Source organism: Cognatishimia activa (assembly GCF_001458335.1).
In the GTDB taxonomy this organism is placed as follows: domain Bacteria; phylum Pseudomonadota; class Alphaproteobacteria; order Rhodobacterales; family Rhodobacteraceae; genus Cognatishimia; species Cognatishimia activa.
Window position 1 is genome coordinate 199,679 of record NZ_CYTO01000024.1, and the last position, 23,042, is coordinate 222,720.

Genomic DNA, 23,042 nt, shown 5'->3' on the forward strand with positions numbered 1-23,042 from the left:
ACCTTGTGGTCGTTATGTCACCGCCCGCAACTGTTGCCTTGGAGCCGCTGTACCAGAAGCAAGCGCTTCATACGGATCTTCGGGTGACAGCATCATGTCAACCACCTGCCGCATCAGTTGACGTCTGCCTGCACGGGAATAAAAGCCACCTGAAACCTGGCTCGTTTCCAACAAGAAACGGCGGTATTCGCGATAGGCCATCATGTCAGGTCGGATCGCTCCGGCAAAGAAGCGGCTTAGGGATTGGTTCGCGATGAATTCCGGTTGGTCATAAACCGCCTTACCAAAAATCTTGAGCGGAATGCCGCGCCACAAGACCTGCTGGCCTGCCGTCGAGTTCACTGTGACCGCCGAGCGCGCATCGTTCAGAAGTTGCGCCAATTTACCACCACGTACGAAATGCACACGGTCTTCTACACCGTAGGTCTTGGCCAGTTTTTTGATGGTGCGTCTGACGGGAATACGACCATCTTCCAATGGGTGCGCTTTGATCACCAAATGGTGGTGTTGCGGTGCCCCTTGAGCGAAGTTTTCCATAACCAATTCAAGGAATTCTGCCATGGTGTTAAACGGGGAATGTTCTGGAAAACTGGAGTCATGTTCCAGCTGCAAAAGAGCCAAATGGTAAGGGAACCCGCCATAGCGTACTCGGTATGTCGCAATGCGACGCTCTAGGGCGTGCATCGGCATGCGTAACAAGCGGCGCAGATAAAGACGGAACTCTTGGCGCACATTCAGAGCGCGATGGGGTTTGAAGTTCTTGAACCCGTGGTTTCTGAACATCACGAACCAATGGTAAAGCGCCCCGTAGAAAACGTGCTGACGCATGTCGCCCCAATGGCTGGGGGGCATGGGGGGATCAAGATCCGATCCTTCCAACGCTTTTTGCATCTGCGGGATCGTCATATTCATCAAACGAGAATTGCCGTTGGAGCCGTCTCGCTCATAGGTAATCCAGAACGGGCGCAAGTAGCCTTCTTCAAAGATGTGCACCTGAATGCCATTTGCTTTGGCAATCTTGATCGCCTGCGCATGAATCTCGCGTACATCCCCATAGAGCACCAAGTCGGTAACGGATTTCTCAGCAATCAAGGTCTCAAAGAAATCGGACCAAGCCTTCTGGTTCTCTTTGAAGGGAATGAATGTTTCTTTGTTTTTCCAGAAAAACGCGTCGCCTGCGTTAAAGCCAACGCGATAGCATGTCGCCCCTGATCGGCGCAGCATGTTTGCCAAGCCTTTGAAAAAAGGCCCGTGGGGCCCTTGTAAAAAGAGAAATACGCGGTCGTTGCCGCCTGCCTGCAACATTATCTGCCCGTGCCTCATGTACTTTTTTAGTAGCAACTTATCGCGTCGCCTTTTCAAAAACGTTAATTAACCTGTGGGGCAAAAGTAAGGCAGCAGGTCTATCGCTTGTCTATTTGAGGGCAGAGCGTTACCTGTGGGACACGATTTTTCACGCAAAGACGGAAACGACCATGTTCACTGGGATCATCACAGATATTGGCGAAATCATCGAGCTGGAGCAACGCGGCGACCTGCGTGCGCGGATTAAGACCTCTTATGATCCGGCCACGATTGATCTAGGCGCGTCTATCGCCTCTGATGGCTGCTGCCTGACTGTGATCCGTCTGGGCGAAGATTGGTATGATGTGGAAATTTCCGCAGAGTCCGTCGACAAGACCAATATTGACAGCTGGGTGGTTGGCAAAAAAATCAACTTAGAGCGCGCGTTGAAAGTGGGTGACGAGCTGGGTGGCCACATTGTTTCAGGTCATGTCGATGGGGTTGCGGAAATTGTCGCCATGAAAGACGAGGGCGACAGCACCCGCATCTCTTTCAGTGCGCCGGCTGATTTGGCGAAGTTCATCGCTGAAAAGGGCTCGGTCACTTTGAATGGCACGTCCTTGACCGTGAATGAAGTGGATGGCGCGACCTTTGGCATCAATGTGATCCCCCATACCCAGCAGGTGACCACATGGGGCGAGGTGCAGGTTGGTGACAAGGTGAACCTAGAGATCGATACGCTTGCGCGCTACGTGGCGCGGCTTGCAGAGATGACGGCCAAGCCATGACCGAAAAGGTAGTTCACGGCATCGGGCATAACAATGGTCCGACCATGGAGCCCGGTCACCGTTGGCGAACCCATCAATGGCGCTCTGCGCAACGCGCGTTGATGCGCAAAACCATTCCCCTGTCGATCGTGCGTATGCGAATGAAACGGGCTCAAGAACTTGGGATGGATTACAAAACCTATGCCAAGGTTCGTCAGGCATCTGGCCAAGACATTTTGGCGTTGATGTTCTCGTCAAATGCGCTGCGTATTATCGGGCAGGGTGCGAAAATGCCTGAAGCGCGAGAAGCGGCTCTGCAAAAGGTGCGAAATGCCAAGAAACTGTCTTTGGTCTATCCGCCAAACACGCCAAAATCCGTTCTCGCCGCTAACAGAACAATCGATGCCGCAGACTTCGCGCCCTTATTTCATGAAGACTGGAGTACCATGCGAAACAAAGTGGCGGGTTTGATGCAAAGCCAAAAGTTGTCAGGAAGCGCGGTACTGGTGATTGGCGACGCGCCCCTTGAGAATGAGTGGTATACGGCGGGAAAAGCGGCCGGTTACCTGCACGCATCAGAATATTTTTAGTCGGTAGGCTGATGCTTTTTGCTGAGTGGACCTTTTGCAAAATACCGCAACGTTTCGAAAATTGATCCACTAGTCATCCTTTTGCGGATAAGCTAAGGCATCGGCAACTTACGCTTTGAAAGGCATATCATGAGCTTTGAAACGCCAGGCCCGGTTGAGGCTTCTTTGCGCAACGCAATTAGCCCGATTGAAGACATCATCGAAGACGCTCGTCAGGGCAAGATGTATATCCTTGTGGACCACGAAGACCGCGAAAACGAGGGGGACTTGGTGATCCCGGCGAGCTTTGCGGATGCCGATGCTATCAACTTCATGGCCACCCATGGGCGCGGTCTGGTCTGTCTGACATTGCCAGCGGAGCGCATCGAAGAGCTGGGCCTGCCCATGATGGCGCTGCACAATTCCTCGCGTCATGAAACGGCCTTCACCATCTCGATTGAAGCGCGGGAAGGTGTCACCACTGGTATCTCTGCTGCGGACCGGGCTTTGACCGTCGCAACGGCAATCGATCCCAATTGCACATCCGCGGATATAGCGACCCCCGGTCACGTCTTTCCACTTCGCGCCCGCCGGGGTGGCGTGCTGATGCGCGCAGGGCATACGGAAGCAGGCTGTGACGTCTCTCGCCTCGCCGGTCATTATCCGTCTTCCGTGATTTGTGAGATCATGAATGACGATGGCACCATGGCGCGTCTTCCTGATCTGGTGGAATTTGCAAAGAAACATGATCTGAAGATCGGCACGATCTCTGATCTGATCTCCTACCGCTCTCGCAATGACAACCTGGTCGTCGAAACCTCCCGCGAAACCGTTCAGTCTGAATTTGGTGGCGACTGGGAGATGCGCATCTACACAGACCAAACCCACGGGGTTGAGCATGTGGTGATGATCAAAGGGGATGTAACGACCGACGAGCCGGTGCTGGTGCGCACACACGCGCTGCATGAGGCCAACGACCTGCTGGGTCTGGGCCGCAAACGTGCAGACGAGTTGCAAACAGCGATGGAGATTGTCGCAAAAGAGGGCCGCGGTGTTGTCTGCCTGTTCCGCTCTCCGCACAACGCGCTTTATGCTGGCGAAGATCAGGGGCCTCGGACAATCAAGCAGATTGGTTTGGGCTCGCAGATCTTATCTAAAATGGGACTGGAGAAGCTGGTCTTGCTGACCAACTCCCCAAGCACAAAATATGTGGGCCTTGATGCCTTTGGTCTGGAAATTGTCGGCACCCGTCCGATTGAAAAGGAATAAATCATGGCTGGCGCAGAACAACACTACATCATGCCCCGCGCAGAGTTCACCAAGCCGGTGAAGATCCTGATCGTTGTTTCCCCGTATTACAAAGATATCGCGGACAATATGATTTCAGGGGCCATCGCCGAAATTGAAGCAAGCGGCGGCTCCCATGAGATCGTGGAAGTGCCCGGCGCATTGGAAATCCCGACTGCTATCGGCATGGCCGAACGCCTGTCAAATTACGACGGTTATGTCGCCTTGGGCTGTGTGATCCGGGGTGAAACCACGCACTATGACACGGTTTGCAACGACAGCTCGCGCGCGATTCAATTGCTGGGTCTGCAAGGGCTGGCGATTGGCAACGGCATCTTGACTGTTGAGAACAGAAAGCAAGCCGAAGTGCGCGCTGATCCAAAAGATCAAAATAAAGGTGGCGGAGCGGCCGCTGCGGCCTTGCATCTCGTGGCGCTTTCGCGCAAATGGGGCAGCCCGCGAGAAGGGGTTGGATTCCTTCCTTCCTCTGAAGAGTTCAAAATTGCGGGTGATAGCAAGGGTACCCCGACCGCATGACGTCTGAAGCCAAAGCTGGCCTGTCCGGCAACCAGAAACGCAAGATGAAATCCGCTGCCCGCTTTTTCGCGGTGCAAGCACTGTATCAGATGGAACATTCTGGTCAGACCTTCGATCAGGTGCGCTTGGAATTCTTGGATCACCGCTTTGGCGAAGAGTTTGATGGTTATGCGATGCTGGAAGGCGACGTGGAGCTGTTCACAATGCTTTTGCAAGAAGCCGTGAACCATCAGGCGCTGGTGGACCAGATGACAGACCGGGCTTTGGTTGCGAAATGGCCGCTGGGCCGTATCGACAGCACCTTGCGCGCCGTGTTCCGTGCTGCGGGTGCCGAGCTGACCCAAGGCGAGACACCCGCCAAAGTGGTGATTGTCGAGTTCGTGCAAGTGGCGCAGGCTTTCTTCCCGGAAGGGAAGGAAGGCAAGTTTGTGAACGCGGTGCTCGACCATATGGCCCGCGAAGCCAAACCAGAAGAGTTCTAACGTAGGCCGGGCATCAGCCCGGCTTTTTTGTCTCCTATTTCAAGACTGGCAATGAGGGCATGACATGACCGAAAAGCGCGTTCTCTGTTTCGGGGATTCCAATACGTGGGGATTTGACCCTGCCACGGGCGGGCGGTTTCCAAAGGAGGTGCGCTGGGTGGGTCGGTTGTCTGGGCTGCTGGGTGCAGATTTTGACGTCATCTCCGAAGGTTTGAATGGCCGCTGCGCCACTGGCCCCGATCCTGTGATGCGCCTAAATAGCGCTTATGATGATCTGGTGGTTGCCCTGCGCACGCATATGCCGATCGAGCATGTGGTCATGATGCTTGGCACCAATGATTTCAAACGCCGCTTTGCATTGTCCGAACGCGACATTATCACTGGCCTTGGGCATTTGGTGGATCTGATCCTAAAATCAGATGAGCTGGTAGGTCGTGGCGCAAACCGCCTAATCTTGGTCGCACCCTTGGCAATCAATCTGGACGGTGCGCTTGATCCTGCGCAGGCAGAGCACCGGGCTTTAGATTTCAAGGACGCAGTCGATGTGTCAAAGCGCCTTCCTGCGCAAATCAAACACCTTGCACAGGAACGAGGGTGTACATTTGTTGACCCCAATGAAACGCTTAAGTCGAGCGAGCTAGACGCGATTCACTGGGATGCTGAAACCCATGCGGATTTTGCGGAGATGTTGGCTCAGCGTTTGGTCCCGTAGGCGGAGCTTTGGCCTCAAGTTCCTTCAGGGTTTGCGGCGCTCCATGACAACCACTTCCGAGACATAGCTGCCGGAAAGGTTCTCTGCGCCATAGACGAAGGAGTCTTTGGCGATCGTCTCGAATTGATCAAATTCCTGCTGAATGAATTCAGATTTCACTTGGCGCATGACGCCAACTTCGCCCTCTTTGGTCGCAAGCTTTTTTCCCACCGCAGAGTTCCGGGTCAGGACATGCTTGGCGACGATGGGCTGTACTATTTTGATGTAATTGCTGACGACTTCCGGCTCCATTTCTTGAAACGACATAAAATTCGCAAAGAGGTCCATTTGGCCCGTTACCTTTGGGAGCTGCCAGGGGCATAGGACAACCGCTCTGTACTTTTTGCGCAACTCATCAAGGTCGATCTCGTCCATGTCACGAGACTGGGTGTAGCCAAGAACATTGTCAGCCCCGAAAACCTCGCGAAGGTAGTAAGTGGAAATCGCTGCTAATGGAGGAATGTCTACATTCACATAAAAACCATCGGTCACCGCTTTCAGAAGAATTTCTCCTAAAGTGCCGTAACCCCCGCCGATCTCCAGGACACTTATCAGATCGCTGCTATCCACCTCGCGTTTGTAGAGATTGAGCGCCCGCATGTAGTTCAGCATCGAGCGACTGTAAGATCGATCGCCAAATTCAAACCGCTCGCCGCCGCCAGCGGAATTTTCAGACACGCTGTCCAAATCCAAACCGCCCTTGACCGAACTTGCGCGGAAAATGCGGTAATCATCCAGCGCACGATCTTCGCGCGTCAGGCGACGCATGAATTTTTGTTTTTTTCTTTCACTCATGAGTCGCGCCAGAGGCAGAACAAATTTGCCGCGTTTGCGCAGTGTATTGGAGGCGTAGACCGGAACGTAGAAAAAAGCCGCAGAAGGGTGCGACCGAAAGCTCTCGATCCCTAGCGCCTCAATGTCTTTAAGAATGGAAGGAAATCCCGATGACCAGAAGTTCGTCGGTTTATAGAGTGGATCGGCGGTTTCCATGTCTGACAGCATCAAAGATAGGTCAGATTGAAATTGGGTCTTTGGCATTGGCAGATCACATTCGCGAATAATTAGGGGTGCGTTGTCTCATTTGGTCTAACGCCGCATTGCGTGAACGCATACAAAAATTTTGGAATTGGCAGGATTGAAATGTTTGCCGGGCCGAAGCCCGGTTTTCAATTTATGACTGAACACTCAGAATGACCCAGTGCTTTGCATTGCCGACAACGCGCGCGCCTTCGCGTTTGCGATCTGCGATAGCGCCTTTTTCATGTTTTGGGCAGGCAATGAGGTCGGCGTCGTCAATGCGCAAAACTGCAGTGTTTTTGCTCTCACCCAGAAGCTCGCAGACGTCACCGGCATTTGGATAAGGGCGGACGGGTCTAAGGCCCGAAAGGTTGGCTTCGGTGTAATAAAATGTTGTTGGCTCGTCAGCCTTAACGGCTGGTTCAATCGGTTGACAGGCTTGCAAAAGAAGTAGCGCAATGCTGGTTGCAAAAATAGATTTATAGATCATCGGTCACTCGTTAAATGTTAGATGTGACAACACCTTAGAGGTTGATCTTAAAAATCCAATCCCAAATCCACGGTCCGAGCCGAATGGGTCAACGCGCCGGACGAAATGTAATCCACGCCAGTCGCCGAAATAGATGCGATCCTGTCAAGTTTTACATTGCCACTGGCCTCAGTCTTGATGCGGCCATCAACCATGCCCACCGCTTCGCGCAGCATGTCGTTGTCCATATTGTCCAAGAGCACAACGGACGCACCACCGGTGTCTAGCACCTCGGATAGCTGTTCCAGCGTGTCCACTTCGATCTCCACCGCCATCATATGGCTGGCATGGGCTTTGGTCGCTTCCAGAACCTGACGCACACCACCTGCGGCAGCAATGTGGTTGTCCTTGATCAGGATCGCATCAGACAGCGAGTAGCGGTGGTTGTGGCCTCCGCCATGCAGCACCGCGAGCTTTTCCACCAGACGCATATTCGGTGTGGTCTTGCGGGTGCAGGTGACCCGCGCCTTGGTGCCCTTGGTTTCGGCCACAAAGCTGGCTGTCATGGTCGCGATGCCAGTCAGGCGGCCTGCATAGTTCAACGCGACCCGTTCGCCAGAGAGGATGGAGGCGGCTTTGCCACTGATTTCCATCAACGTGTCACCCTTTTTGCAAGGCTGCCCGTCTGCGATCAGAGTTTTCACTTTCAGCTCTGGGTCGACCAAGCGAAAGGCCAGCGCGGCCACCTGCATTCCAGACACCACCGCATCCTCGCGTGCGTTGATACGGGCGGCATAGGTGGTTTCTGCGGGGATAACAGCGCGAGTGGTTACATCGCCATAGCTGCCAAGATCTTCCATCAGGGCGTTGCGCACCATGGGTTCAAGGATCAGATCAGGGACGGTTGCAAAGCTCATGTGTCTTCCTCGATTAGCGAGTCACGCAGCGCGCGCGCCTCTGCAAATGTCATTTTGGAGCGGCGGCCCTTTCCCGGCAAGGTGTCTGGGAAATCGGAACGTTCATGCGCCCCGCGGCTTTCCTCGCGCAACAGCGCGGTCGCTGCAATCAGGGTCGCGGTTGCGCACATATTCTGAAAGCTTGGGGAGGGATCACGCGCTTCCAGCGAAGCGATGTTAAAGAGCGCTTGTTTCAGCCCCGCCGCATCGCGGACAACACCCACATGGTTGGTCATGGTTTGGCGCAGTGCATCTACGGCTTGCGAGTCCGGAGGGAAGCCGATGCCGTCAAATACCAAATCGACTTCTGGAGCATTGGTTGGGTTCCGCCCCTCAGCAATCCCATTCGCACAAATGCGCGCAAAGACGAGGGCCTCCAGCAGACCGTTGGAGGCCAGACGATTGGCACCATGCAGGCCAGTCGATGAGGCTTCACCGCAGACCCACAGGTTCTGTAAGGAAGCGCGGCCCTGGGTGTCAGTCGCGACGCCGCCCATATGGTAATGGGCAGCAGGGGCGACTGGGATCGCTTCTTTTGCTGGGTCGATGTTATTGCGCGCGCAATATTCGGCCACCGACGGGAAGAGTGATTTGATGTCTTCTCCCAGAGCCTCGCGCGTGTCGAGCATAGGGCGGTTGCCCTTCTGGTGCTGTGCAAAGATCGCGCGAGCCACCACGTCGCGGGGGGCAAGTTCGGCGTCAGGGTGCACAGCGGTCATGAACCGCTCGCCGTGCTTGTTGATCAGGATCGCGCCTTCGCCGCGCAGCGCTTCTGTTGCTAGTGGGGCAGGGTCTTCGCCCACATCCATCGCGGTGGGATGGAACTGTACAAATTCCGCGTCATCAATTTCAGCACCAGCGCGTGCCGCCATACCAATCACTTGGCCGCGAATACGTGGCGGGTTCGTGGTGATCGCATAAAGCCCACCAGAGCCGCCACCCGCCAAAAGATAGGCGGAACCGCGCAGCATCACGGGTTCTGAGCGTTCGTCGTCGCTTTCCTGAATGGCGATGCCGGTGACCGCTCCGTCTTGAACGTCAAGCTCCACAGCCATCGTGCCTTCCAGCACTTGGATCGATGGGGTCTCGCGGGTCTTTTCAATAAGGGCGGCCATGATTTCGGCGCCCGCCTGATCGCCCTTCACGCGGACAACGCGTGCAAAACTGTGGGCGGCTTCTCGGCCCAACACATATTGGCCGTCATCCGTACGATCAAACGGTGTGCCCAGTGTTGTGAGGTCAAGGATGTGGTCGCGCGCTTCTTGGGTGACCATGGTTGCGACCTTGGCATCCACGGTACCCGCGCCTGCATTCACAGTATCACGCGCATGGTTTTCCGGGCTGTCATTGGCATTCATGGCCGCTGCAACGCCACCTTGCGCCCAAGCAGAGCTAGCGCCTTTACCAAGGGGCTCTGGTGAAATCACCACCACAGGGCGCGGCGCCAGTTTCAGCGCCGCATAAAGCCCGCCCAAGCCCGCACCGACAATGACTATTCTGTCGGTCGTAATCTCTTTCATCTGTTCTTAAAGACCCAGTTTCTTAGAAAGATCGATCATAGCTTGTACAGACTGGCGTGCTTTCACCGCAACTTCGGCGTCCACTTCGACCTGGTTTTCCATGGTGTGCAGCACATAAAGGATTTTTTCGAGCGAGATCTTCTTCATGTAAGGGCACATGTTGCACGGTTTGGCAAATTCCACTTCCGGCAGCTCATCGGCGATGTTTGACGCCATAGAGCATTCCGTCACAAGCATCGCTTTTGATGGCTTGTTGTCATGGACCCATTTGATGATGCCGCTGGTGGAGCCGGTAAAGTCAGATTCCGCGACAACCGCCGGCGTACATTCCGGGTGGGCGATGATTTTGACTTCTGGATCCAATTCGCGATAGGCGCGCAGATCGTCGGCGGTATATAGCTCGTGCACGATGCAAGAGCCTTCCCAGAAGACCACTTTCTTCTTGGATTGATTGGCCACGTTTTGTGCAAGGAACTGATCAGGTGTCATGATCACAGTATCGCTGTCCATCGCGTCCACGATTTGCACCGCATTGGACGATGTGCAGCAAATGTCAGAGGCGGCTTTCACCTCAGCTGTTGTGTTCACATAAGACACCACAGGCGCGCCTGGGTATTTGGCGCGCATTTCTTCGATGCCTTCGGCGGTGATTGATTCCGCCAAGGAACACCCTGCGGCCATGTCCGGCATAAGAACGGTTTTCTCAGGGCTGAGGATTTTGGACGTTTCCGCCATGAAGTGCACGCCCGCTTGGACGATCACATCAGCCTCGACCTTACCCGCTTGCATGGCAAGCTGCAGGCTGTCGCCGACAAAGTCACTGACCCCGTGAAAAATTTCCGGCGTCATATAATTGTGGCCCAGAATGACCGCGTTGCGTTCTTTCTTGAGGTCATTAATCGCCTTCACATAGGGCGCATAAATTGCCCAGTCAGCAGGCGAGATCACGCGGTCCATCGTTTGATAGATGTCCTGCATGGAATCCGCCAATTCTGGGTTTGGCTTGAGGTCGTAAGCCTCGTTAAGGTCCTTGCGCAAATTGGTAAGATCGAGCATCGGTCTGTTCCCTATGAGTGCGTTAAGGTGCATTTACACGCCTGTTACAATATAGGCGAGCGTTATAAGGGCTTTAGGGGGAAGATAAGTGCAATTTTCCCGAAATTGGTTTGGAAAACCAACCAACGTTTCGTCGTGAGTTGGCGTATTTTTCCACGCGGTCAAATAAGGTGGCAAAGTTTGCGCTAACGACCGAGCCAACGGAGCAGAACGGGAGCAAACGAAACAATCATGACGATTCTAAGGATGTGATGCAGGACCACATAGGTTAGATCGCCGCCCGCGATAATCGCTAGAACGACCATTTCGGACTGTCCGCCGGGCAAAAACGCAAGAAATGCATCCAGCCCAGGAGCAACACCGAAAACCACAATCACTTCGATGAAAATCAAGGAGAGCAGGGCAAGCTGTAGCCCGTTCACAACGCCCGCAAAAACGTAGCGTTTGAATTCGTCCCAAGTAAGCCCCACGTATTTGGCGCCCACCCCAATGGCGATGAAAAACTGACTTGCCCAGATCATTTCAGCGGGCGGGCGTTGGGTGATAATCCCACTTAAGCTTAGAATTGTGGTTAGGATCATTGGGCCAATGATCGTCGCGCCAAGCAACTTGAGCTTAGCTGCAAGCCACCAACCGCCAAGACCGGCAAAAACAAACAGCGCTAGTTGGAGAGGCGGTGTTTCAGTTGCTGCTTTTCCGGTCGAGCAAGAAGGTCTACGTCCCAAAATGCGCTCAAAACAATAGGTGCAAGGCCGATGATCATTAGGACACGCGTCGCATGGATCAAACTCAGCGCCCGCACATTGCCACCGGCGGCCTCCCCGAAAATCAGCAAGTCCTGAAGCCCGCCGGGCATTGCGCCGTAGTAGGACGTCACTGGATCAAGTTTGAAGAGTTTGCGGAAGAGCGGATAAGATGTCAGGCCGATGAGCACGATAAACACGGGCACAATTGCAAGTGAGGTTGCCATACGCGGAACCGTAGCCAACACGTCTGGCGTAATGGACGCACCGATCGCAACGCCGAGTATCGTGCGGAACGCAAAGTTCAGAAATTTCTGCATCTGAAGGTTTGCGCCAAGCAAAGCCGCTATCAGGCACAACACCAGCGGTCCCATCAAAAAAGGAAGGGGCAGGCCAAGCAGAATGAAAAGTAAAACGCCGGTGGCGCCAATCCCATAGGTCTTTAGCTGCGTTGCGATGTTATTCATTCGGGCCTCTTACCAAACTGGCTTACGGCCTTTCTGCTGCGTCGGGAAGACAAATCTGCGCGGTGGCTTGCTTGCTTTAAACTATCCCTTGCAATGACTAGACGTCTAAAGCCTTATCGGGCATAGATTGTGTATCGACTTGGAGGCGCCTATGGGCATTCTAAACTCTCTTTTGCGTGCAGTAACTTGGTGGAACGGGCAGACGCTCAACACCCAGATTTTTACTTGGCGCAAAGGCGAAAAGGTCGGCGAAGACGATCAGGGCAATGCGTATTACCGCAACGCCGACGACAGCAAACGCTGGGTGATTTACAACGGCGAAGCGGAAGCCAGCCGGGTGAGTCCTGATTGGCATGGATGGTTGCATCGCACCTTTGACGAGGTTCCGTCCGAAAAGCCGCTGAAAAAGAAGTCTTGGGAAAAGCCACATCAGGAAAATCTGACCGGAACGGCCTTGGCATATGCGCCATCAGGTTCTATCCGTACGAAAACCCCGACGGAACGGTCTGACTACGAGGCCTGGTCCCCGGAGTCCTAAGTAGATTAAGTAGCGGTACGGGCAACACATGGCAGCTCAAAACACTGAAATCGCGGTCGGCGGCGTCGTTCTTGCGGCGGCAATTGGATTTGCCGTTTATATGGGGCAAGCCACGGGTTTCGCATCCAGCTCTAGCGGATACGATCTGAATGCTTCATTCCGCTCCATTGAAGGTGTGACGGTGGGCACAGATGTACGGCTCGCAGGCGTCAAAATTGGTACCGTGACCGATATCGCGCTGAACCCACAAACATTCCGCGCCGACGCGCAATTGACCGTTCAGGACGATATTTTGCTTCCTGACGATACAGCAGTTGTCATTTCTTCAGAGGGTCTTTTGGGTGGGAACTTCGTGGAAATCCTGCCGGGTGGTTCGCCTTTCAATTTGGAAGAGGGGGCCGAGATCGAAGACACGCAAGGCGCGGTTAGCTTGATCTCACTGCTTCTGAAATTTGTGTCCGGTGGCGACGAATGAAACGGCTGACGATCGCGGCATTGGCGCTTTCGGCATCGTTCGCGTCCGCGCAAGACATCATTATTGAAGAACTCGACAGCACGCTTGATGGAACGATTATCGAGCTGGACGGTTTAGAAGACGGTATTTTCCTGCGCCAGTCGCCTCTGTTCGAAGAAGTCATCGAAGAGGTGCGTGCGGTCCCGGGTACAGGCGCTGTGCTGCGCGGCTTGGATAAGCTCAGCGGGCAGGTCGAAGATTTCGAGCTGCAAAACGGCTTTAGCGTTGGCTTTGGCAATTTGCGGGTTGATTTGGCAGAGTGCCGTCACCCCGATGACAATGCGACCGGTGAAGCTTTTGCATTCCTAACGATCTACGATGGCCCGGCAGTGGGTGAGCCAGCCTTTCAAGGCTGGATGATTGCATCTTCCCCAGCGCTTAGCGCAATGGATCATGCACGCTATGACGTCTGGGTTCTACGCTGCACGACTGCCGCCGCTGAAGGCAATGAATAAGCCTGAATATCTGCTTGTTTGACGACAGCTTTTGCCAGCGCCTCATGGTATTCATCACGGGACAGCTCGATTGCGCCAAGTGATTGCAAATGCTCCGTTAAGAACTGCGTGTCAAACAGTTCAAAGCCACATTTTGAGAGATGCGTGGTCAGGTAAGCCAGCGCGATTTTGCTGGCATCCGTTACCCGTGAAAACATGCTTTCCCCAAAAAACGCAGCGCCCAAGGTAACACCGTAGACGCCGCCAATCAGGCGATCATCTTCGGACCATACTTCTATGGAATGCGCTTGAGATTTCTCGTGTAACGCTATGTATAGTTTGCGGATTTCGCCGTTGATCCAAGTATCTGATCGGTCTGCGCACCCATCGAGAACACCTTCGAAATCTTTATTCAACGACACACGAAATCCGCCCCGACGAATGCGTTTCGTCAAGCTTCGGGAAATATGAAAATCGTCGATAGGAAAGACGCCGCGGCGTTTTGGGTCGACCCAGAATATTTCTGGATCGTCCCGATGCTCCGACATGGGAAAGACACCCAAACCATAGGCGCGCATTAACATTTCTGGCGTGATATGGCCCATGTTATTGCACGCCCAAAGGCATCAGTCGTAAGTGGCCTCGAGCCATTTCTCCAACCAGTGAATGTTGTATTCACCAGTGTGGATGTCTTCTTCTTCCAGCAAAGCGTGGAACAAAGGAACGGTGGTGTCGATACCGTCGATGATCAGCTCACCCAAAGCACGGTGCAGACGCGCGAGCGCCTCTGCGCGATCCCGACCATGCACGATCAGTTTGCCAATCAAGCTGTCGTAGTAAGGGGGGATGGAGTAGCCATCGTACAATGCTGAGTCCATGCGCACACCCAGACCGCCAGGAGCGTGGAACTGAGTGATTTTACCCGGACATGGTGCAAAGTTTGGAAGGCGTTCTGCGTTCAGGCGAACCTCGATGGAGTGTCCGTTGATTTCCAGATCATCCTGACCAAAAGACATATCCATGCCTGCGGCGACTCGGATTTGTTCGCGCACCAAGTCCACACCAAAGATGCTTTCGGTCACCGGATGTTCCACTTGAAGGCGGGTGTTCATCTCGATGAAGTAGAACTCGCCATTCTCATACAGGAACTCGATGGTACCCGCGCCGATATAGTTGATCTTCGCAACCGCATCCGCACAGACTTTACCGATTGCCGCACGTTCTTCTGGCGTGATGCAAGGGCCGGGTGCCTCTTCAAAGACCTTTTGGTGGCGACGCTGCAGGGAACAATCGCGTTCACCCAAATGCACCGCTTTGCCTTTGCCGTCACCAAAGACTTGGATCTCGATGTGGCGTGGGGTGGTGAGGTACTTTTCGATATAGACCTCATCGTTACCAAAGGCGGCTTTGCCTTCTGCACGCGCGGTCCTAAAGGCCGATTCCATGTCCGCAGCGGTTTGCGCCACTTTCATACCGCGACCACCACCACCGGCGGTGGCTTTGATGATCACCGGATAGCCGATCTCTTCACCAATACGCTTGGCTGCCTCCAGATCAGGTACACCACCGTCAGAACCCGGCACACAAGGCACGCCCAGATCTTTCATAGTGTCCTTGGCGGTGATCTTGTCACCCATCACGCGGATATGCTCGGCTGTAGGGCCGATGAATGTCAGGTCATGATCTTCCACGATCTGCACAAAGTTCGCGTTTTCCGAGAGGAAGCCATAACCCGGGTGGATCGCTTGCGCGCCGGTTATTTCACAGGCGGCAATGATAGACGCCATGTTCAGGTAGCTGTCGGTGCCCGGCGCAGGGCCGATGCAGACAGCCTCATCCGCCATGCGCACGTGCATCGCATCTGCGTCCGCGGTGGAGTGCACCGCAACAGACTGGATGCCCATCTCGCGGCAGGCACGGATCACACGCAATGCGATCTCGCCACGGTTGGCAATAAGGATTTTGTCAAACATCGTCAGTGCCTTACTCGATGATGACCAGAGGTGCGCCAAATTCAACGGACGCGCCGTCTTCGACCAGAATGCGTTTCACAGTACCGGATTTTGTTGCCGGAATGTGGTTCATGGTCTTCATCGCTTCAACGATCAGCAATGTGTCACCTTCAGAAACGGTTGCACCGACAGAGATAAACGCTGGCGCGCCAGGTTCCGCTTGCAGATACACAGTGCCGACCATCGGAGAGGTCACGGCGCCTGGATGGCTTGCCGGATCATCATTGGCAGCTGCCGGAGCTGCGGCGGGTGCTGCAGCTGGCGCGGCGGCAACCGGTGCTGCTGCTGCTGGTGCTGCAACGGCGGCGACCACTTCTTTCTGGCGGCTGACACGCACGTTGATGCTGTCATCTTCGCCATATTCGCGCATGACTTCGATTTCGGTCAATTCGTTGGACTGCAACAGCTCTGCCAGAGCCTGAATAAAGGCGACGTCAGAGTCGGTGGTTTTTTTGCTCATGTTTGTCCTCTGTCGCGCGCCGGGCGCGCGCACTAAGTTTGTTTCCCCTAGGGGAGGCTTATAGGGCAAATTTTCGACAAGTGAAAGCGGCCCTTCGTCTAAGAAAGCGCTTGTTTTTAACTTGGCAAGGGGGAATTTTCGCCACTTAGTCTCAAAGTGGCATCCCAGAGAGTTTTGCCACCAATTCCGCGAGCTTACGTGCGCCGAACTTTTTCAAAAGGCGGGCGCGATACTCTTCGACGGTGCGGTAACTGATTTCCAGTTCCAGTCCAATTTCTTTCGAAGTCATGCCACGGCAAGTGAGAATCGCGATCTCTCGTTCCCTTTGGGTGAGGCTGACAACCGGACGTTCATCCGAGAGATCGGCAAAGGTCCAAACACCACAATGGAACGGGTTTTCCGGCGTCAGGGACTTGCCCCTTACACGGCACCAAAACAGGCTGCCATCGGCCCGTTTCATAATGCGCTCATCGTGATAAGCGCCTTGTTCTTCAAGGGCATCTTTGACTTTAGCGCCGATGTTCTCAAAGTCTTCCTCAGAAGCATAGAATTCCGCAATGGATTTGCCGCGACATGCTTCGACGGTTTTCCCGAACATGGCCGCAAAGGCTTCATTGGGTGCGCGCACAATCCGGTTTTCCAGAACGCAAATGCCTATGGGCGCATGGGTGAAGGCGAGATCTGAAATCGACATGGGCGCAACAATGCACAGGCTGGGGCGAATGCCAAGAGTTTGCGACGACTTTCCTCTTCGCGCGAAGTCATTGACCGAGCCGGTTTTCTTTCGCAGTCTCATTCTGGGATGGAAAATAGATTGGGTACAAAGAATGAGGATTTTTTTACTTTTTACCGGAGCGCTGTTGGCGCTCAGCGGATGCCTTTCTGATGAAAAAGCTTTTGGGACAGCAGCAGGCTATGGGCGGTCTTATCACACACCGATTGATGTGGTGATGCCGGCCAATGCGCCCTCAATTACACAACAATTCAGAAAGATCGAAGGCAATGAGCATTACGGTTTCGATATTCACGCCCCGATCGGCACCCCAGTCTTAGCGGCGGCAGGGGGAAAAGTCATTCGATCTTATTGGGGTCCGGCGTTCGGTAATCAAATCGAAATTCTGCACCCCGCAGATTCATCCGGTAAGACATCTAGGACACGCTATGTGCATCTGGACGATCGTATCTCGGTCGTCGGGGATCAAGTGGCACGCGGGCAGCAGATTGGAACGCTTGGAATTAGTGGATTTCTTTCCAGCGGCTTTCCGCACCTACATTTTGAAACGCTTTACCGCGGCACAAGTATTGTTCGCAGCGCTCGTGATCCAAATCTTTTCTGGGTTGATGGTGAAGGAAAAGTAACCTGCTATGCGCCCAAGCACGACGGTCTTGGGACGGATACTTTTTTGTTAACCTATCCGGTGCCCTGTAATTGAAAAAACCCGGCACTTTGGCCGGGTTTTTCAGATGCGCTGATCTCGATTGATCAGTTCACGATCGTCGCTTCGGTTGCGGCGCGAAGCTCGTCTTCGGTGACGCCGTCCGCCACTTCAACGATCTTTAAGCCTCCTTCAACCACATCCAATACGCCAAAGTTGGTGATGATCCGGTCGACGACGCCTTTACCAGTAAGGGGCAAGGTGCACTCTTTCAGAAGTTTGGATTCGCCGTGTTTGTTCGCGTGATCCATCACAACGATCACGCGGCCAACGCCGGCAACGAGATCCATCGCGCCGCCCATGCCTTTCACGAGCTTGCCGGGGATCATCCAGTTTGCGAGATCTCCGTTCTCAGCCACTTCCATCGCGCCCAAGATCGCCGCAGCAATCTTGCCGCCGCGGATCATCGCAAAGGATTCAGCGCTATCAAAATAGGCTGTGCGGTCGAGTTCCGTGATGGTTTGCTTCCCTGCGTTGATCAGGTCCGCATCCTCATCGCCTTCAATCGGGAAGGGGCCCATGCCGAGCATTCCATTCTCTGATTGCAGCGTGATGTCTTTGTCGCCCACATAGTTCGCCACCAGCGTCGGGATCCCGATGCCGAGGTTCACATACATGCCGTCTTCCAGTTCCTGCGCAGCCCGCGCCGCCATTTGGTTACGATCCCAAGCCATGTTTATGCCTCCTCACGTGGACGGGTGGTGCGCTGTTCAATGCGTTTTTCGTGGTCCCCTTGAATGATGCGGTTCACATAGATACCGGGGAGATGGATCGCATCCGGGTCAAGGGAGCCAGTTGGCACAATTTCTTCAACTTCAAGAACGCAGACCTTGCCGCATTTCGCGGCTGGGACGTTAAAGTTCCGTGCCGTCTTGCGGAAAATGGCGTTGCCGGTTTCATCCGCTTTCCAAGCCTTCACGATGGACAGGTCTGCAAAAATGCCTTCTTCCAGAATATAGTCTTTGCCATTCCAGGATTTCACGTCTTTGCCTTCCGCAATCACCGTGCCAACGCCGGTTTGCGTATAAAAGCCCGGAATGCCTGCACCACCGGCGCGCATGCGTTCGGCCAATGTACCTTGTGGGTTGAATTCAAGCTCCAGCTCGCCGGAGAGATATTGACGCATAAATTCAGCGTTCTCGCCCACATAGGACGACATCATCTTTTTGACCTGTTTGGTTTGCAACAGGATACCGATCCCAAAATCATCAACACCCGCGTTATTGGATGCAAATGTCAGGTCCTTGGTGCCTGCAGCTTTGATGGCATCAAGCAGCAATTCCGGAATGCCGCAAAGGCCAAAGCCGCCCGCAGCGATCAGCATGCCATCCTCTAGAAGGCCATCCAGCGCTTCTGTGGCATTTGCAAAGACTTTTTGCATAGTCCTCTCCCTAAGAAATTCACTTGAGCTTGGTATTGGGAAAAGGGCTGGGCAAGTCAACGGCTACGGGTGTTTCCCGGTATTTCTACGGTTGGGCGCTGGTAGACGCCAAAAGGCAAAATGCTTCTTTGTGAGACCCGCTTGAAAAGCATTCTAATTTAGGGATCAAATGGGTGTAGGCTAATCTGCCGTCTGGTTTCTCATGAGGCAAATATGTTAATTCGTTCAGTTTTCTTTTTCTGTGCTGCGGCTCTCAGTGTAGGCTGCACGCCTCAAGCGGGGCAAACGGGTATTGACGACAGGGACAAACCCTATACCTGCGATGAAATTGTCGCGTTGGATGTCGTGGGGATGGCCGCAATGGATTTTGATCCAGCCCTACTTCCCGAAAAAACGCGTATTCTCAAACCAGGTGATGTGGCGACAATGGACTTGGTGCCAACGCGCTTGAACCTGTTGACGGATTTCAATGGAATTATCACGCGCGCCTATTGCGGATAAGAATAAGCCGGGCTGAAGCCCGGCTTACAGTCGCGTTTCATGGGTATGCGGGGCTTCAGCCCGGCACATCAAACGCTATTTTTTCGCGGCCGCCTTCTTTTTCTTTGCCGGCGCTTTCTTTTTCTTCACGCCTTTGGCTGCGGCTTTCTCGTTGACCAGCTCAATGGCTTTTTCAACGGTCAATTCTTTGGGGTCGATCTCTTTGGGTAAGGTCGCATTGACCTTTTCCCATTTGATATAGGGCCCGTAACGTCCTTCCATGACGCTCATCTTGCCGCCATCTGGATGATCCCCCATCTCGCGCAGCGCTTTTGCCGCCGCGCCGCGACCGCGGCCCGGGTTCGCGCGTTTGTCGGCAAGCTGTTCAACGGCGAGGTTCATGCCCACTTCAAACATTTCCATGTAGTTTTTCAGGCTAACATAGACCGGTTTTTCGTCGCCGGGCAGTTTGTGCATGATGTAGGGGCCAAAGCGCCCAAGGTTCGCGCTGATCCGGCCACCTTCTGGGTGGTCACCGATATTGCGTGGCAGCGACAGAAGCTGCACCGCTTGTTCTAGCGTGGTCTGATCCTTTGGCCAGCCGCCATGACGGGGCAGGGGCAGGGAGCTGCGTTTTGGCTTTTTATTTTCAGGCGTAACTTCGCCACGCTGCACATAGGCACCGTAACGCCCGTCCTTCAGCCAGATCTCGTCTTCGCCATCTTTGCCCAGCAGTTTGTCGTCACCTTCTGAGCCGGCAATTGTTCTGGTGTAATTACACTCTGGATAGTTGCCGCAGCCCACAAAGCCGCCGGTGCGAGAGGTCTTAAGGTGCAGCTTGCCGTCTTCACATTTCGGGCAGCAACGCGGGTCTTTGCCGTCTTCGCGCGGCGGGTAAAGCTGCGGCGCAAGCGCAGTGTCGAGGATCGTCAGAACTTCAGACACTTTCAGGTCGCTGGTTTCGGCAATCGCTGCGGAGAAGTCGCGCCAGAACTCGCTCAGGACCTGTTTGTATTCCACATCGCCAGCAGAGACGTCATCCAAGCTGCTTTCCAAGTTTGCGGTGAACTCATAGCCCACATATTTGCGGAAGAAGTTCATCAGGAAGATCGTCACGATCCGCCCTTTTTCCTCTGGGAACAGACGGTTCTGTTCTTTGCGCACATATTCGCGGTCTTGAATGGTGGTGATGACGGAAGCGTAAGTGGACGGGCGGCCAATGCCCAGCTCTTCCATGCGCTTCACCAAAGTCGCTTCAGTGTAGCGTGGCGGTGGCTGGGTGTGGTGTTGCAGCGCTAGAACGCCAGCGTTTTCGCTGATGATCGCCTTGTCATCCCGCAACATGCCGCTGTCGATGACATTTTCCTGACCAGTCGCTTTTGCAAACTGGTCCATAAGACCCGAGCCGCCAAAGGTGATCGCCTCTCCCTGCATGATTTGTGGTAGGCGCTTATCGTCATCTTCATCGCGCGCCACATCATCGCGGCCTTCTTCATAGACCCGCATGAACCCGTCAAACAGGACCACTTGACCGTTGGCACGCAGCACCACCTGGCCATCGTCAGATGCGATGTCCACGGTCGTGCGTTCCAGACGCGCGCCTTCCATCTGGCAGGCCAGGGTGCGTTTCCAGATCAGATCATACAGCTTGCGCTGATCGTCTTCCGAAACCTTAAGCTGAGATGCATCACGGGTCATATCCGTTGGGCGGATACATTCGTGCGCTTCTTGAGCGTTTTTGGCTTTGTTTTTGTAGATCCGCGGCTGGGAAGGGACGTATTCCGCACCATAGCGATCGGCAATCGCGTCACGCGCAGCAGATACGGCCTCGGGCGCCATATCAATGCCATCCGTACGCATATAGGTGATATAGCCCGCCTCATAGAGACGCTGGGCCGTGTTCATACATTGCCGCGCGCCCATGCCGAACTTGCGGCTGGCCTCTTGCTGCAACGTCGAGGTCATGAACGGCGCAGACGGGTTGCGGTTCGCAGGCTTGGCTTCAACGGATTTAACCGAGAGATTCCGGGATGTTACCGCCTGAACTGCAAGTTCCGCAGCGGTGCTGTCCTTCAGGGACATTTTGTCGAGCTTCTCGCCGCCCAGAACCGTCAGGCGCGCTTCGAAATCTTTGCCCCTTGGGGTTTGAAGCAGTGCACGAACAGACCAGTACTCAACCGCGTTGAATGCTTCGATTTCTTCTTCGCGCTCTACGATTAGTCGCAGGCAAACCGATTGCACGCGACCGGCAGAACGCGCGCCGGGCAGTTTGCGCCACAGAACCGGGGACAGCTTGAAACCCACAAGGTAGTCGAGCGCACGGCGGGCCAGATAGGCTTCTACCAATGGCTCGTCCACTTGGCGTGGGTTTTGCATCGCCTCGGTGACGGCTGATTTGGTGATCGCGTTGAACACGACGCGGCTGACTGGCGTGTCTTTCTTGATTGCACGACGTTTACGCAGCGCTTCTTCCAAGTGCCAAGAAATCGCTTCCCCTTCGCGATCGGGGTCGGTCGCGAGGATCAATGCGTTGTCTTCTTTCAAAGCATCGGCAATGGCCTTCACATGGGGACGGGATTTTGTGTCCACCTCCCACGTCATGGCAAAATCGTTTTCGGTGTCGACGGATCCATCCTTGGATGGAAGGTCGCGAATATGGCCGTATGAGGCCAGTACAGTGTAGTCGGAGCCCAAGTATTTATTGATGGTTTTGGCCTTCGCCGGGGACTCTACAACAACAACGGGCATTCAATTTCCTCTCGACTCAATATGGTCGGCCTTATGGCGGGAGAAAATGTGGGGGGAAAGAGGGGAATGTCAATGACTTCGAAATTATCAAGCTCAAATTGATAATTTCTGATCGGAATTTGGGCGCTGATTGGTCGGGGTCAACCGTTTCGGATGAGCAACCCGCTTGCGGTTCGCGCGATTTTGCCGTCCAGCTCTAGGTCAGTCAGCACAGAGGCCGCTTGCTGTGTCGGCATATCCAAATCGCGAATTAGATGATCTTCGGCCATTGGGGCGTGGGTAATCCGGTCGATGACTTGGCGGTGGAGTTTAGAGATGTCTCGCAGCGGTTCCGCTCCAGACCTTGCTGTGGAAGGGCGCTTCGCGAAATCGAGTTCTTCTTGTTGGGGCTTTGGAACAATCGGCTCGATGGCTTCAAGCACATCCTTGGCAGAGCGCACCAAAGTCGCGCCGTCGCGCAGGAGCAAATTGCAGCCAGCGGCGCGAGTATCAATCGGGTGACCGGGAACGGCCAACACATCGCGCCCTTGATCAAGCGCGTTGCGCGCGGTGATCAGCGAGCCTGATTTCGTCGCCGCTTCAACAACGACCACAGCTTTCGCAAGCCCAGATACGATGCGATTGCGCGTTGGGAAATGCCGGGCTTGTGGTTGCAAGCCCATGGGTTGTTCGGACAGGATCAGGCCTTTTTCTGCGATATCCGCCGCAAGATGGGTGTTTTCGACCGGGTAGGTCACATCCACGCCACCAGCGAAAACGGCGATGGTTCCCGTGTCCAAAGCGGCCTTGTGTGCGGCTGTATCAATGCCGCGCGCCAAACCGCTTACGATGACATGACCGTTTTCACCCAAGTCTTTGGCCAAGCCCCGCGCCATGCGCGTCCCCAAGGACGAGGCATTGCGGGCACCGACAAGGGCGATTTTTGGTTTGGTTAGCAGTGATAGGTCACCACGCGCCCAAAAGAAGGGGGGCGCGTCAGGCAAGTCATAAAGCGCGGTTGGGTAGTCCTTGGCGCCATGATAAATTGCCGTGGCCCCAAATTTCTGGGCTGCTTCTATTTCGCGCTCAATCGTTTCAGCAGAGCAAGGCTTATAATCCTTAACCCCAGCCGCCGCCGCGATCCTCGGCAATGCA

27 protein-coding genes are annotated in these 23,042 nt (G+C 54.4%); 11 read left to right on the forward strand and 16 right to left on the reverse strand.

Annotation, left to right across the window (positions count from 1 at the left end; genetic code table 11):
- Positions 1-12 precede the first annotated feature (12 nt).
- The gene (locus TA5113_RS12120; RefSeq protein ID WP_058316731.1) at positions 13-1,305 is read right to left on the reverse strand and encodes a capsule polysaccharide biogenesis protein; all 1,293 of its coding nucleotides are present in this window, start codon (positions 1,303-1,305) and stop codon (positions 13-15) included.
- A gap of 170 nt (positions 1,306-1,475) precedes the next feature.
- On the opposite strand from TA5113_RS12120, the gene TA5113_RS12125 reads away from it, so the two are divergent.
- The 6 genes from TA5113_RS12125 (at position 1,476) to TA5113_RS12150 (ending at position 5,638) form a co-directional block, all read left to right on the forward strand.
- Positions 1,476-2,072, forward strand: coding sequence for a riboflavin synthase (locus tag TA5113_RS12125; protein ID WP_058314024.1), 597 nt, complete (start codon positions 1,476-1,478; stop codon positions 2,070-2,072).
- Positions 2,069-2,641 (forward strand): hypothetical protein, encoded by a 573-nt coding sequence (locus tag TA5113_RS12130; RefSeq protein ID WP_058314025.1) that lies wholly within the window; start codon positions 2,069-2,071, stop codon positions 2,639-2,641. Before TA5113_RS12125 ends, TA5113_RS12130 begins: the two co-directional genes overlap by 4 nt.
- 129 nt (positions 2,642-2,770) lie before the next feature.
- Positions 2,771-3,889 carry a 3,4-dihydroxy-2-butanone-4-phosphate synthase gene (gene ribB, locus TA5113_RS12135; protein WP_058314026.1) on the forward strand — a complete coding sequence of 373 codons (1,119 nt, stop codon included), beginning with the start codon at positions 2,771-2,773 and terminating at the stop codon, positions 3,887-3,889.
- 3 nt (positions 3,890-3,892) lie between these two features.
- On the forward strand, positions 3,893-4,444 hold the full coding sequence (locus tag TA5113_RS12140) for a 6,7-dimethyl-8-ribityllumazine synthase (RefSeq protein ID WP_058314027.1): 552 nt from the start codon (positions 3,893-3,895) through the stop codon (positions 4,442-4,444).
- Complete coding sequence (gene nusB, locus TA5113_RS12145) at positions 4,441-4,926, forward strand: transcription antitermination factor NusB (RefSeq protein ID WP_058314028.1); 486 nt, start codon at positions 4,441-4,443, stop codon at positions 4,924-4,926. The genes TA5113_RS12140 and nusB overlap by 4 nt, the downstream gene beginning before the upstream one ends.
- A 64-nt stretch (positions 4,927-4,990) precedes the next feature.
- Positions 4,991-5,638 (forward strand): GDSL-type esterase/lipase family protein, encoded by a 648-nt coding sequence (locus TA5113_RS12150; RefSeq protein WP_058314029.1) that lies wholly within the window; start codon positions 4,991-4,993, stop codon positions 5,636-5,638.
- Between the two features lie 24 nt (positions 5,639-5,662).
- On the opposite strand, the gene TA5113_RS12155 is transcribed toward TA5113_RS12150, so the two are convergent.
- The 7 genes from TA5113_RS12155 to TA5113_RS17325 form a co-directional block, all read right to left on the reverse strand.
- Positions 5,663-6,715: a putative sugar O-methyltransferase gene (locus TA5113_RS12155; RefSeq protein WP_058314030.1), complete on the reverse strand. Its 1,053-nt coding sequence runs from the start codon at positions 6,713-6,715 to the stop codon at positions 5,663-5,665.
- A gap of 133 nt (positions 6,716-6,848) precedes the next feature.
- The gene (locus TA5113_RS12160) at positions 6,849-7,184 is read right to left on the reverse strand and encodes a hypothetical protein (protein WP_058314031.1); all 336 of its coding nucleotides are present in this window, start codon (positions 7,182-7,184) and stop codon (positions 6,849-6,851) included.
- 47 nt (positions 7,185-7,231) lie between these two features.
- Positions 7,232-8,080 carry a carboxylating nicotinate-nucleotide diphosphorylase gene (gene nadC / locus TA5113_RS12165; RefSeq protein WP_058314032.1) on the reverse strand — a complete coding sequence of 283 codons (849 nt, stop codon included), beginning with the start codon at positions 8,078-8,080 and terminating at the stop codon, positions 7,232-7,234.
- Complete coding sequence (locus TA5113_RS12170) at positions 8,077-9,639, reverse strand: L-aspartate oxidase (RefSeq protein ID WP_058314033.1); 1,563 nt, start codon at positions 9,637-9,639, stop codon at positions 8,077-8,079. The genes nadC and TA5113_RS12170 overlap by 4 nt, the downstream gene beginning before the upstream one ends.
- A gap of 6 nt (positions 9,640-9,645) precedes the next feature.
- Positions 9,646-10,695 carry a quinolinate synthase NadA gene (gene nadA / locus TA5113_RS12175; RefSeq protein ID WP_058314034.1) on the reverse strand — a complete coding sequence of 350 codons (1,050 nt, stop codon included), beginning with the start codon at positions 10,693-10,695 and terminating at the stop codon, positions 9,646-9,648.
- A gap of 185 nt (positions 10,696-10,880) precedes the next feature.
- The gene (locus TA5113_RS17320; RefSeq protein ID WP_306338548.1) at positions 10,881-11,420 is read right to left on the reverse strand and encodes an AbrB family transcriptional regulator; all 540 of its coding nucleotides are present in this window, start codon (positions 11,418-11,420) and stop codon (positions 10,881-10,883) included.
- Positions 11,357-11,905: an AbrB family transcriptional regulator gene (locus tag TA5113_RS17325; RefSeq protein ID WP_306338550.1), complete on the reverse strand. Its 549-nt coding sequence runs from the start codon at positions 11,903-11,905 to the stop codon at positions 11,357-11,359. Before TA5113_RS17325 ends, TA5113_RS17320 begins: the two co-directional genes overlap by 64 nt.
- A 151-nt stretch (positions 11,906-12,056) precedes the next feature.
- Between TA5113_RS17325 and TA5113_RS12185 the strand changes: the two genes are divergently transcribed.
- From TA5113_RS12185 to TA5113_RS12195, 3 genes are read left to right on the forward strand one after another with little or no spacing between them, the layout of a single operon-like run.
- Positions 12,057-12,443, forward strand: coding sequence for an NADH:ubiquinone oxidoreductase subunit NDUFA12 (locus TA5113_RS12185; RefSeq protein ID WP_058314036.1), 387 nt, complete (start codon positions 12,057-12,059; stop codon positions 12,441-12,443).
- A 28-nt stretch (positions 12,444-12,471) separates the two neighbouring features.
- On the forward strand, positions 12,472-12,918 hold the full coding sequence (mlaD, locus tag TA5113_RS12190) for an outer membrane lipid asymmetry maintenance protein MlaD (RefSeq protein WP_058314037.1): 447 nt from the start codon (positions 12,472-12,474) through the stop codon (positions 12,916-12,918).
- Positions 12,915-13,412 carry a DUF2155 domain-containing protein gene (locus TA5113_RS12195; RefSeq protein WP_082625802.1) on the forward strand — a complete coding sequence of 166 codons (498 nt, stop codon included), beginning with the start codon at positions 12,915-12,917 and terminating at the stop codon, positions 13,410-13,412. Before mlaD ends, TA5113_RS12195 begins: the two co-directional genes overlap by 4 nt.
- Here the strand turns inward: TA5113_RS12195 and aat are convergent.
- From aat to TA5113_RS12215, 4 genes are all read right to left on the reverse strand, one after another.
- Positions 13,358-13,996: a leucyl/phenylalanyl-tRNA--protein transferase gene (gene aat / locus TA5113_RS12200; protein WP_058314038.1), complete on the reverse strand. Its 639-nt coding sequence runs from the start codon at positions 13,994-13,996 to the stop codon at positions 13,358-13,360. The two genes, TA5113_RS12195 and aat, sit on opposite strands and share 55 nt — an antisense overlap.
- 21 nt (positions 13,997-14,017) lie before the next feature.
- Complete coding sequence (accC, locus tag TA5113_RS12205; protein ID WP_058314039.1) at positions 14,018-15,364, reverse strand: acetyl-CoA carboxylase biotin carboxylase subunit; 1,347 nt, start codon at positions 15,362-15,364, stop codon at positions 14,018-14,020.
- Between the two features lie 10 nt (positions 15,365-15,374).
- The gene (accB, locus tag TA5113_RS12210; RefSeq protein WP_058314040.1) at positions 15,375-15,863 is read right to left on the reverse strand and encodes an acetyl-CoA carboxylase biotin carboxyl carrier protein; all 489 of its coding nucleotides are present in this window, start codon (positions 15,861-15,863) and stop codon (positions 15,375-15,377) included.
- Positions 15,864-16,014: 151 nt separating this feature from the next.
- Positions 16,015-16,551, reverse strand: a complete 537-nt coding sequence (locus TA5113_RS12215) for a LuxR family transcriptional regulator (RefSeq protein ID WP_058314078.1) — start codon at positions 16,549-16,551, stop codon at positions 16,015-16,017.
- A 4-nt stretch (positions 16,552-16,555) separates the two neighbouring features.
- On the opposite strand from TA5113_RS12215, the gene TA5113_RS12220 reads away from it, so the two are divergent.
- Positions 16,556-17,296: a M23 family metallopeptidase gene (locus tag TA5113_RS12220; protein ID WP_165589413.1), complete on the forward strand. Its 741-nt coding sequence runs from the start codon at positions 16,556-16,558 to the stop codon at positions 17,294-17,296.
- 50 nt (positions 17,297-17,346) lie between these two features.
- Here TA5113_RS12220 and TA5113_RS12225 read toward each other — a convergent pair whose 3' ends face one another.
- Entirely contained in the window at positions 17,347-17,973 is a 627-nt protein-coding gene (locus TA5113_RS12225; RefSeq protein ID WP_058314042.1) for a 3-oxoacid CoA-transferase subunit B, read from the reverse strand.
- 2 nt (positions 17,974-17,975) lie between these two features.
- Positions 17,976-18,680 (reverse strand): CoA transferase subunit A, encoded by a 705-nt coding sequence (locus tag TA5113_RS12230; RefSeq protein WP_058314043.1) that lies wholly within the window; start codon positions 18,678-18,680, stop codon positions 17,976-17,978.
- 213 nt (positions 18,681-18,893) lie between these two features.
- Here TA5113_RS12230 and TA5113_RS12235 point away from each other — a divergent pair, with 213 nt between their 5' ends.
- On the forward strand, positions 18,894-19,181 hold the full coding sequence (locus TA5113_RS12235) for an I78 family peptidase inhibitor (protein WP_058314044.1): 288 nt from the start codon (positions 18,894-18,896) through the stop codon (positions 19,179-19,181).
- Between the two features lie 75 nt (positions 19,182-19,256).
- Here TA5113_RS12235 and topA read toward each other — a convergent pair whose 3' ends face one another.
- Both topA and dprA read right to left on the reverse strand, forming a co-directional pair.
- A complete protein-coding gene (gene topA, locus TA5113_RS12240) occupies positions 19,257-21,908 on the reverse strand; it encodes a type I DNA topoisomerase (RefSeq protein ID WP_058314045.1) in 2,652 nt (883 codons plus the stop codon).
- A gap of 140 nt (positions 21,909-22,048) precedes the next feature.
- On the reverse strand, positions 22,049-23,042 hold a 994-nt coding region (dprA, locus tag TA5113_RS12245), incomplete at its 5' end, for a DNA-processing protein DprA (protein WP_058316733.1).